The 3470-nt window shown below is 45.4% G+C and carries 3 protein-coding genes; 1 reads left to right on the forward strand and 2 read right to left on the reverse strand.

From position 1 onward, the window contains the following. Positions 1 to 125: 125 nt before the first annotated feature. On the reverse strand, positions 126 to 1307 hold the full coding sequence (cqsA, locus tag AB4589_RS21200) for an alpha-hydroxyketone-type quorum-sensing autoinducer synthase (RefSeq protein ID WP_012604149.1): 1182 nt from the start codon (positions 1305 to 1307) through the stop codon (positions 126 to 128). A 313-nt stretch (positions 1308 to 1620) separates the two neighbouring features. After that, positions 1621 to 3003 carry a PLP-dependent aminotransferase family protein gene (locus AB4589_RS21205; protein ID WP_135384424.1) on the reverse strand — a complete coding sequence of 461 codons (1383 nt, stop codon included), beginning with the start codon at positions 3001 to 3003 and terminating at the stop codon, positions 1621 to 1623. Positions 3004 to 3106: 103 nt separating this feature from the next. Here AB4589_RS21205 and AB4589_RS21210 point away from each other — a divergent pair. Further along, the coding region (locus tag AB4589_RS21210) for an EamA family transporter (RefSeq protein WP_372101641.1) at positions 3107 to 3470 on the forward strand (364 nt) is incomplete at its 3' end.

A 3470-nucleotide genomic window follows, 5' to 3' on the forward strand; every position in this document is an offset into this window, starting at 1 on the left:
GAATAGATGAATAGATGAACACAAGAAAGAGCTCAGCAATTCGCTGGGCTCTTTTTGTATCGCGACATGATAGCGTCTATTCAGTCCTGCCGTTTGTGTTAGTTATAGAATTGGTGTGTACAGAGTTATACAAACTCTAACTCTGGGTGATGGTACGCTTCGTGACAAACGGTGAGCACATGGTCAATGTCTCGTGGTGTCATATCGGCATTCACTGAAAATCGGATGATGTTCTTGTTCTTGCCCGTAGCGGGGCGGCAGAACACCGCACCGAACACATTCCGTTCTTCGAGGAAATCGCGAACACGTTCAGTGTTTCTTTCACTACCACATTCTAATGCCACAATTTGAGATTCGCTGCGGATATTAAAGCCAATTCGTTTTAGACCCGTAGTCAACGATTTAGCACGCTGGAACAGAGCCTGTCGTTTATCATCTGCACTTTTGATTACCTCTAATGTTTTCTCTAAACGGACCACCTCTTGTGGTAACACGGTCGAGCTGAAAATCGCGGGATAAGCAACAAACGGTAAGGTTTCTGAAAGTAGTTTTGGTCCAAGGATCGCGCCTGCACGATAAGCAAAGGTTTTAGCCAAACTTACGGTGATGAAGTCGACTTGCTTTGTAAGGCCCAATGCGTGAACTATGCCGGCACCATTTTCCCCATGCGTGCCCAATGAATGCGATTCATCAACGACGACGGCACAATCAAACTCCTGCGCCATTTCGTAGATGTCGCGTAGTGGGGCGATGGTCCCAATGGTACTGTAAACCGAATCGACCACAATAACGCCTGAGCCGTGGCGCTCTAACTGTTTACGCAGGTGATTCATATTGTTATGCATAAACGGGTGGGCGATGCCGCCAGCGGCACGAATGCCTTCCCATAGCGACATATGGGCAAAAAAGTCGATATACACCGATGTGTCCGGCGGGCAGATGGTTTGTAATAGTCCAATATTGGCCGCCCAACCTGACTGAGAAAGCAAACAGCTCTCCATTCCGACATAGTTCGCGAGCTCGGTTTCAAACGCAGGTTTAGACTCTTCATCTTGTAAAAAAATTGCAGACATCACTACGTTGTCATCGTGTTCGATAATCGCCGCTTGATGGGCGTCTTGAATCGGTTTGTTGTGTGACAGTGCTAAGTAATCATTGCTCTGCATCACGACGGCGTTGCGCTGAGGTCGTTTACCCAATACCAAGTGCTTTTGGCTTTGGTTCTGGGTAATGAGGTCTTGAATATAGAAGTTCAAGCGTTCTTCGATAAAGGAAGGTAGTGGTTTGTTTTTTGTTGTATCACTCATAATTATTCTCTTCAAATACGGGAAAACGCCAGCGCCGGCGGTTGTATATTGAAGTTAAAAAGTGATGTGTCATTAGTCAGTTTGCATAATTTTGTATGTGCTAGCAAACTCAGTATTTAAAGGTATCGAAGCGAGTCATTTTCCTTACGGTGCGGAGCTTTAACCTAGATCAGATAGGAATGATAGCCTTCTTTTTTATGATAAAAGGCTATTAAAATTCGGTGTTCTAATGACCATGAAAAAGTCGATTCTGAAAAGCTTTGATGTCCTAGCTGCGTATCATGAACTGGCACGTATTAAGAACTGGAACGTATTAGCTATGAACGTGAATCAGTTCGATTAAGTCGTTCAATTCCTGCTTGGCTTTTCCCTCTAACGAGTAACCAATATTGATGCGTAAGCAATTGCTGTAAAGGTCATGAGTGCTAAACAGGTGCCCAAGCCTGATATCAATGTTGTGGTCGGCAACTGCCTGAGCAAAGCTTGATTGGTTCAAATTTGGTATTTGTAGCCAAAGTACCATGCCACCTTGTGGGTTACTTATCTTTACTCCTTGAGGAAGGTGCTGAGCCAAATAACTTAGGTATTGCTGGCGCAAAGAGAGAAGCTGAGTACACCTTCTTCTAACGTGTTTTGCGTATTGACCAGATTCGATAAAGTCAGCAACTGCAAGCTGAGTGGGTAGGGCGACGCCATAGCTTGCAGCAGAAAACTGAGCCTTGTATTCGTTAATGAACCTCCCTGGTAAGCACCATCCTAATCGGTAACTCGGTGACAAGCTTTTCGATATTGAACCACACCATAGTACATAGCCGCCTTTGTCGTAGTATTTCGCGGGGAGTGGAGTGTGTGAGGAATAAGAAAGTTCCAGATACACATCATCTTCAATGATCGGTACTTGATAGTGATTCGCTAATTCAGCAAGCTTTTGTTTTTGACTAGCCGACATGTTGATCCCTTGAGGGTTCATATGAGAGGTACAAAAAATCGCGGCATCCACTCGTTTATTCTTCAAATGTGCTTCTAATTGTTGCAAGTCGATACCGTCATCTAGAGATGGGATCTCGATGATTTGTCGCGACATCTTTCCGAGCAACTCCAGAATGCCGTTGAAACAAGGTGAACTAATCGCGATGGTGTCGCCTTCTTTGGTGCACGATTCAAGTGCAGCCTTAATCGCAGACATACAGCCTGCCGTAATCACCATCTCTTCAGGTGAAAAGTGTACATCGAGCTTGGCAAAGTGAGTGGATAATGCCTGACGTAACATTGGCTCACCTTGTGTATCTGGGTAATGGTTTAGCCTGCTGCTCATACGCCGAATAGCGCGGCGAAAACTGCGTTCCAGTTCAACAATCGACTGTTCATCATTGGCGGTGCTAGACACCCCTAAAGGTCCATTGATTGAGCTGTGAGTCGATGAGGTTAGCTTGACGCTCGACACTTTACTTTCAAACTGTGCCCACTCTGGGGTTGAACGAGCAGGTTTATGAGGAGAAACAAAATACCCTGCTTGCGGTCGAGAGTGTATCCAGCCTTGTGATTCCAGTTCTTGGTAGCAGCTCACCACGGTCGACATGCTGATGGCTTGTTGTTTAGCTAATTGACGCAGCGAAGGCATGCGTCCACCTTCGGGTCTTTTCCCCGTTTCAATCTCATCAATAAACTGATTGGCTAGCTTTCTGTAGATGCTCATGGTCACGACCGTTGTTAACTGTACTGGTTTTTATTGTAAAAATTGTATCTGTACTGGTTTTATTGATCAAGGGATACTCATTCAAAACAAAGGAGGGGTCAGTATGAAAAGAAATGATTTGTTGTTAGCGGTGTTCGTGATGGCAATTTGGGGATTCAATTTCTCGATGATCAAAATGGGTGTAACCAATGTTCATCCGTTGTTGGCAACCGCCGCGCGTTTCTCGCTAGCGGTGATTCCGGTGATATTTTTTGTAGCAAGACCGAATGTCGCGTGGCGTTATTTAGTTAGTTATGGCTTTGTGTTTGGTGTGGGCATCTGGGGCATGGCTTCATGGTCAATCACCGCTGGGCTCTCATCGGGGCTTTCGTCGGTGTTGCTTTCAACCAATGTGCTAATTGGTATGGCGGTTGGCGTGTGGGTTTTCAAAGAAAGTGCGTCGGTTCGCAAGTTAATGGGTGCGATGT

It is taken from the genome of Vibrio sp. 10N.222.49.A3 (assembly GCF_041475145.1).
GTDB lineage: Bacteria > Pseudomonadota > Gammaproteobacteria > Enterobacterales > Vibrionaceae > Vibrio > Vibrio tasmaniensis_A.